Here is an 8,113-nt window from a genome sequence, read left to right on the forward strand (position 1 = left end):
TTATCACCTCTCAAGATCATATATCAAGAATACTGTCTATCTCAGAATTGAATTTCTCAATTCTTTCGAGTGTTTCCTTATTCTTTTTCAGTTCGGCTTCTTTCGCCTGCTGGTCGTTTGCACACTTGTCAAGCTCGTCATATTTTTCTTTGATGATCCTGTCAAGCTCATCAAACATAGCAGTGAACTGATCTTTCATTGACGTTATCTGATCTTGTGCATATTCAAGAGCCTTTTCGATTCCGTCGTCCAATGCTCTGTGAAGCTGGGAGATAAGACCTGCTGAGATTACGGCAGTCACGCATGAGAATTTCTCTATAGTCTCAGTGCGCTCCTCAAAAACATCACGCATAATAGTTTTATACTTTATAACGTCTTCATACACATCTTCGTCCTTGTAGTCATCTACAGTAACATATACGTCTTTTTCAATATATTTAGGCGTGAATATCTTCCACCAACGCTTTGAAGGATTGCGAACTGTTTTTGTTCCGGCTTTCTCTCTGTGTGATCCGCTTTTTACTTTCTTTGTTCCTATCTTGACTTTTTCAATACCGTCAGCTATCTTTTCTTCTTTCTGACCTGTCTTTTCATAGTATTTTTTTTCTTCTGTTGTCGTTTCACCGAAGTCATCAACTGTCTGTGTGGCAAAATCATCAGAACACATAACATTGACGTTTTCTTTCATACCGTTCAATGTGCCCTTGATAAGGTCAACAGTATTGAAATCAAGCTGTTTTTCATTGGAGCTTTCGTCTATTTTTGTGAGTTTTTCCTGATATTCATTAAGTATCTTAGAACCTGTTTCCATTACCTCATGATTTATTGCACTTTCAAGGTCAGAAGTTATCTCGGCAATGCAGTCTGAACTCATGTTGGTGAACTGAGATACAAGCCTTTTGGCTTCTTCTCTGTTGGTTATTGTGTCGCCGTATGGCTCAAATATCCTGCTCGTTCTTCTTGCGACATTTCCCTTAAGCTCTTCAGCCTTTTTGTTCAAGGTCGGCATTGGGTCAAGCTTGGCAATTTTATCTTTGAAAATAGCTGCGTCCTGTCCATTGTCTATTTTTTCACGAACTGCCGTCGCTCTTTCAGCGCAGGCTTTTGCCGCTTCTTCATCTGTGGCAACCAAGGTTTTTGCTTTTGCAAGCACCTGATTGCTTTCGAGAACTTCTTTGAATGACTCCACAAGGTCCTTTACTTTCTTTGTCTTTGCATACTTCTTTACATAAGCTGTTATGGCAGCTTCTATGGAATAGATTCCACAGTGTATAAGTGCCTGTTCCTTCGTGTCCCCATTCTTCTCTGCCTGACTTAACTGATATTCCAACTGCTGCTGTGCGCTTGGAGAAAGTGTGGAATACTTTTCAAGGTGCATATTTTCTTTCTCAATAAATTTATCTATCATTGGTAGCGTATCTCTTGCCGCAGACGGAAGTTTTCTTTCGTCTGCTCTTGTAAGATTATCGATATCTACATCTTTAAGGTATGTTCTGATATTAAGAGCAGTGTATGCCGAGCAAGGGAATATCTGCGGAATTTCTATTCCGTAATTTGCAAGATATCTCTTTGCAGACTCGATAGCTTTTTCGATATCTTCTTCATCAGGATTAAAGCCGTCCATTTTATTAACAACAAAAAGGAATCTGTCTCTTACCTGTTTGCCGCCCTTTTTCATCTGTTCGGCAACATATGACAGCAGGGAAGCGTCATCATTTGTGCTGAGTTGTGTGCCATTGAGTACATAGATGATAAGGTTGTTTGCGTCGCTGTTTATGGCTCTGTATGTAGTATTCTTGTGAGCCTGATTTTGTGAGTTGTTAGGGCCTGGGGTGTCAACAAGCATAAGAGCAGTGCTTCTGGCGTCAAGAAACGGGATATTTCCCTCTGCGGATATTCTGTGTACCTGCTCGTCTGCATTCAGTTCACACATGATATCATAGGTAAGTTCCTGTATCTCTTTGATAGGGTTTTCGTCTTCATCATGTACAATGGCACAGAATGTATCTTCATCATTATCAAGTATCTCAGTTATAGTTGCCGTGCAAGCTTCATTTTTTGAAGGCATTAACTTCTTGCCGAGCAGGGCATTGATAAGTGTAGATTTTCCTGAACTCATTGTTGCAATAACGTTTATAGGGAAAACTGAGTTGTTGATATTATCAAATGCCTTGACAAGCTTCGGGTCTTTAAAATCTTCTATCCCGCTGTTTCTCAGGTCATAGAATATTTTGACGATATTATCTGTAACAGCTTCGTCGCTTTTTCCCTCAACAAAATTCATTTCAAGCTTTCTTATCACACCGTCTGATTTAGCTGTCTTAAATGCGTCCTCAAAGTCATCCCAATCAAGAGCCATACCATTGAATTCAACTTTCAGCTCGACAGTGTTCTGGTCATCAACCAGCATTTTGGGGAAGTTACCAACCCATTCCTGAAGTCTTTTTCCTTTTACCAATTTGTAAAGGGCGCTGTCATTCTGGATAGCTTTTCCGTTGATCTTGATCTGTGTTTCAAGTTTGTAGGGATTATACTTTACATTGACCTGTGTCATAATTTTTTACCTCCGTTTATATAATTTTTTATGATTTTTTCTGTGTATGATAATCCGCAGGAGTTTTGGAGCTGTTCTATTTCGTCATCGCTGTACGGCACCTTTATTTGCGGAAATGAAGTTTTATAATATTCTTTAAGCCGCATTCTTTCAAATTTATCTATCAGATAATACAGCGTGCGTTCATCGCTTCTGCTCAAAGTGCTGTTTTGGCAAGTCTTTGACAGATAACCAGCCCGTGCAGAGAGTGGACAAACTATCGGTTCTTTAAAACCTTTGCTTTTAAGATATTGTATCTGTCGATCTATCACATCACGCACATTTTCATCTTCTTCATTGAAACTGTCTATTTTGTTAAGCACAAAGATCAATGGCGTTTTACCGATTGTTTTCCTCACAAACTCCAGATGTTCATTCTCATCATTTGTGGAGAGCTGAGTTGCGTTCATCACATATATGAGAAGATCGTATTTTTTACGTTTGAGCATGGCTTCGGTTATTTCACGATGAGAGCTGTCTTCACTGAAATTCACTCCTGGAGAATCGTCAATTAATATCCTCTCGTCTGATAATATTCCATTAAAATGACCTGCAACTATTATTTTGTCAGTGTAATTAAGTTCATTATCATTTACTAACTCCTCACGTCCTGCTGTCATGACTAAGTCGTGATCGTATTCGTAAAAATAATTGTCCTCAAAAGCCTTATTGTATATGCTGTGTATTTTACTTGTGCAAGCCATATTCTGAGACAAACATACATATTTGCCGACTAATGAGTTGATAAAGGTTGATTTGCCTGCACTCATAGTCGCTGTTACCATAATTCTGAATGGCTTTTTGTTACGAAATGCAAGGTTGTGCATAAATACATCTGCATATTTTTTTTCGATGTCAGATAAATGTCTACGTATTGAAGAAGAGATCTTCACGGAGTTTGTTAGTGAAGCTGCCAGAGGAAGCATCAAGTTCCATTGACCTGACCTTATCTGAAAATCTGATACATATTGCTTTTCTATTTGCTTTAATTTTCTTATTGTGGTGTCGTTTACATAGCAGCCTAATATATGTAAAAGATCAAACACAATAAGATTACGATAAAAAGAGATGTCGTGGACGATATCAGCACTTTTATGAGTCAAAATTATTTTCTCATATGCTTCAAGCAATGACTTTTCGTATATTCGTTTATCAAAACCGCCAATTTTCAGATATTTCTTCAGCCGTTCAAAATATTCTCTTTTTACACTGTCTGAGTCATTAATAATTGGATTATAAACCAAAATATTCGACATGGATAAATTTTCTATTTTAATAATTATCACCTCTATAATAAAACTAACAATTAATGTATGATTTAATTATACCACATTTGATTTTGAATTTGTTAAGCTGACAGCTTAGTATAACGTTTTCGTAGAATATTTTTTTGTTTTAACCAAAAATGTCAAATTATCGGTGCGGCAAATCATCGTATTTTGTCGTTTTATCTTGCTTTCAGTATAGCATAATTGCCAGACAAAGGTATGTCCGTTTAAAATTAGTTTACTTTTACATTATAACCCTTTCTAGCGGTATATGTCAAGAAATAATACTAATATAAGCGGTAATATTGTCACATTATATATATTATAATGGGTATAGTGATACAAATCGACGAAGGGAGAATGAAAATGACGGAAAAGGATATCAGCAACAGAATTACGCAGCTTAGATTGCAAAAAAATGTGTCCGAATACAAGATGAGCCTTGCACTCGGACACAGTAAAGGGTATATTCAAAGCATATCATCGGGTCGGACGATGCCGTCCCTTGGTGAATTTCTTGCCATTTGCGAGTATCTTGAAGTCACTCCGAAGCAGTTTTTCGACGATGGCAGCAAAAACCCTGCACTAACGCAGAAAATAGTTGAGAGCGTGTCGAGGCTTTCTGAGAAGGATCAGAAGCTTGTGCTGGAGATTTCGGAGAGGTTGGGGAAAGATTGAATCGGTAAAGTGCCTTAATGCTAGTCATAAGGCACTTTTGCTATGTGGAGCATACAAAAACTCCCCCTGCGGCGTTAAGTTCTGATAATAAAAAAGCCATGACGGACGATGCCCGTCACGGCGAGTGACTGGTCGAGGTGACAGGACGTTGAACAGTGGCTTCAAGCCTGCGTTTCGACCAAAATAAAAAAGGCTACGCTTTTCGGTTTCTCAAAGCATAACCCTACTTTTTTTAGGTAATACAAAAGCTTCCCCTGCGGCGTTAAGTTCTGATAATAAAAAAAGCCATGACGGACGATGCCCGTCACGGCGAGTGACTGGTCGAGGTGACGGGACGTTGAACAGTGGGTTCAAGCCTGCGTTTCGACCAAAATAAAAAGAGTTACGCTTTTCGGTTCTCCAAAGCATAACCCTACTTTTTTAGGTAATACAAAAACTCCCCCTGCGGCGTTAAGTTCTGATAATAAAAAAAGCCATGACGGACAATGCCCGTCACGGCGAGTGACTGGTCGAGGTGACGGGACTTGAACCCACGGCCTCTGCGTCCCGAACGCAGCGCTCTACCAAACTGAGCCACACCTCGAAATACCACTGTAATATTATATCACACCCATCAAACCTTGTCAAGGCGTTTTTTTCTGTTTTGTATCCTCTTTGCTCTTTTTTACTGCGTTGACCTTTGGTGTATGACGAATTTATTGAAATCATTCTCATTGTAACTTATTTTCATTGACATATGCTTTGCGTTGTGATATTATATATATAAAGGTGTTCTCGTTTAAAAGTTTTTGTATGAGGTGATGAAATTAATGAATATGAAGAAAAGAATGTTGAGCATTGTCCTTTCTGGCGCAATGGCTGTTTCTACTGCTGTGTCTGCTGGATCGTTCAGTGCCTTTGCCGTGGCGCAATGTGTTGCGTATTCAGGCTCTAATGTGAATGATCAGGACTATGTGCAATGGTCTGACACAGTGAAATCTTACCTGACAGTGTGTGACAACGGCAATTATATGCGTGTCCAGTCAGGTGCTATCGAGGGCAAGCTCCTTGTGGAATATTACAGCTCTGATTTTGAACCGCTCAGCACTAAGCTTATCGATAATGAACTGCCGATCTTTGGCGCTTTCTATGACTCCGGCAATAATTATTATGTCCTTAGCGGTCAGGAAAATCCGAAACAAAACGACTCCCTTGAGGTTTTCCGTATAACGAAGTATGATAAGAATTGGAACAAAATAAAGTCCTGCGGTCTGTATGGAGCTAACACTACAGTTCCATTCGATGCAGGCTCGGCAAGAATGACCCATAGCGGTGACCACCTGCTTGTGAGAACCTGCCACGAAATGTATAAATCAAGCGACGGCAATAATCATCAGTCTAATGTTACCATTGAAGTGGATATGCCTTCAATGACTATCACTGATTCGTATACCGGCATCATGAACGTTGATTATGGCTATGTGAGCCACTCCTTCAATCAGTTTATAAAAACCGACGGCAACCATATAGTCGCCCTCGACCATGGTGACGCTCATCCACGTTCTGCCGTTCTGGTGAAGTATAATTCTGATTTTACTACAGGCAAATTTTTCCCAAGTTATTTTGAACAGGTCAGCAATATCGACGTTGTAACATACCCTGAATATACCGCCGGTCACTATAACTATACAGGTGCGGCTATAGGCGGCTTTGATGTGTCATCATCAAGCTATATCGTGGCACAGAGTACAGTTGACCTTGATTATATCAATACGTCAGAAACACGAAACGTCTACGTTTCCGCTGTTTCAAAGGACCTTTCCACAAACAAGCTCAATAAGATAACTTCTTATGCAGAGGGTACAGACTCAGCTTCTGCTCCACAGCTTGTGAAGATAAATAATAACAGCTTTTTGCTATTGTGGGCCAGAGATACAAAGGTAAACTGTGTGAAGCTAAACGCTGACGGCACAGTAAACGGCAGTATACACACCTTTGAGGGAAGCCTTTCAGATTGCCAGCCTGTTATCAAAAACGGCAGAGCAGTTTGGTATGTTTACGATAAAAATAACGTGACCTTTAACTCCCTGAACCTTTCAAATCTTGACGATATAAAGACGGTTGACGTCAAAACAGGTCATGACTACGAAACAAAGTACGCATCAAAAACTGACGGCACTGTAACACAGACCTGCAAGTCTTGCGGCTATGTGAATAAGTTCACAGTTCCGACCTCTACCACTGTTTATTGGCGCACAGACCTTTCGAATACGTCCTTTTCAAGCGTATTGAGCAAAACTCAGTTCAGTGTGGGCGACAGCATTGATTTCTGGCTTTATGACGATACAGACTACACAGTTGAATTTTCTGATCGCAGTATGGTAAGTGTAAATAAGCTTGAAAACTATGCTAATGATATCAGACGTATCACATTCAAAAACGGCGGTTCACTCACTGTAAAAATTTATCCTACATACAATCCGTCTGTAGCAAAGACATACAAATTCACCTGCGGATGCACGAGCCACACATATGGCAGTGCTGTTATCACAAAACAGCCGACCTGTACATCAGAGGGTACAAAAACAAAGACTTGCACAAAGTGCGGAGCAACAGTAACAGAAACAATTGCAAAGCTTTCCCACAGCTACACAACCACAGTTGTTGCACCTACTTGCACTGCTGACGGCTACACTCTCCACAAGTGTTCTGTTTGCGGTACTTCATACAAGGATAGCACAACAAAAGCAACAGGTCACAGCTACGGAAATTCTGTTGTAACAAAACAGCCGACCTGCACATCAGAGGGTACAAAAACAAAAACTTGCACAAAGTGCAATGCGACAGTTACAGAAACTATACCAAAGACTTCACACAAATATGCTGACACAGTTGTTGCACCTACTTGCACTACTGGCGGCTACACACTCCACAAGTGTTCTGTTTGCGGTACTTCATACAAGGACAACACAACAAAAGCAACAGGTCACAGCTACGGAAATTCTGTTGTAACAAAACAACCGACCTGCACATCAGAGGGTACTGCTATAAAGACTTGCACAAAGTGCAATGCGACAGTTACAGAAACTATAGCAAAGACTTCACACAAATATGCTGACACAGTTGTTGCACCTACTTGCACTACTGACGGCTACACTCTCCACAAGTGTTCTGTTTGCGGTACTTCATACAAGGACAGCACAACAAAAGCAACAGGTCACAGCTACGGAAATTCGGTTGTAACAAAACAGCCGACCTGCACATCAGAGGGTACAAAAACAAAGACTTGCACAAAGTGCAATGCGACAGTTACAGAAAAGCTTCCTGCAAAGGGTCACACTGCAGTTACCGATAAGGGCTACCCTGCTACTTGCACCACCGCAGGCAAAACAGACGGCTCACATTGTTCAGTTTGCAATACTGTTATCAAGGCTCAGACAGTGATAAATGCCACAGGTCACAAATCAAGCGGTTGGATAACTGACAAGGCGGCTTCTATCGGAGTTAAAGGCTCAATGCACAAGGAATGTACAGTCTGCAAGAAAGTTCTTGAAACGGCTGAGATCCCTGCACTTTCAAGAATTAGCATTTCAAA

Annotated in this window: 3 protein-coding genes, 1 tRNA gene and 1 pseudogene; 2 read left to right on the forward strand and 3 right to left on the reverse strand. The window is 40.4% G+C overall.

The features are described 5' to 3' along the window. Positions 1-16: 16 nt before the first annotated feature. Both AB5Z01_RS00800 and AB5Z01_RS00805 read right to left on the reverse strand, forming a co-directional pair. Positions 17-2,554, reverse strand: coding sequence for a dynamin family protein (locus AB5Z01_RS00800; RefSeq protein ID WP_287216193.1), 2,538 nt, complete (start codon positions 2,552-2,554; stop codon positions 17-19). Beyond that, entirely contained in the window at positions 2,551-3,849 is a 1,299-nt protein-coding gene (locus AB5Z01_RS00805; protein WP_195221153.1) for a dynamin family protein, read from the reverse strand. Before AB5Z01_RS00805 ends, AB5Z01_RS00800 begins: the two co-directional genes overlap by 4 nt. Positions 3,850-4,227: 378 nt before the next feature. Between AB5Z01_RS00805 and AB5Z01_RS00810 the strand changes: the two genes are divergently transcribed. Then, positions 4,228-4,539: a helix-turn-helix domain-containing protein gene (locus AB5Z01_RS00810; RefSeq protein WP_368365202.1), complete on the forward strand. Its 312-nt coding sequence runs from the start codon at positions 4,228-4,230 to the stop codon at positions 4,537-4,539. A 506-nt stretch (positions 4,540-5,045) separates the two neighbouring features. On the opposite strand, the gene AB5Z01_RS00815 is transcribed toward AB5Z01_RS00810, so the two are convergent. Then, positions 5,046-5,122, reverse strand: a tRNA-Pro gene (locus tag AB5Z01_RS00815). Positions 5,123-5,348: 226 nt separating this feature from the next. On the opposite strand from AB5Z01_RS00815, the pseudogene AB5Z01_RS00820 reads away from it, so the two are divergent. Continuing rightward, positions 5,349-8,113: pseudogene (locus AB5Z01_RS00820) on the forward strand (hypothetical protein); the annotation flags it as partial.

It is taken from the genome of Ruminococcus sp. RTP21359st1_H3_RTP21359_211015 (assembly GCF_040909065.1).
Lineage (GTDB): Bacteria > Bacillota > Clostridia > Oscillospirales > Ruminococcaceae > Hominimerdicola > Hominimerdicola aceti.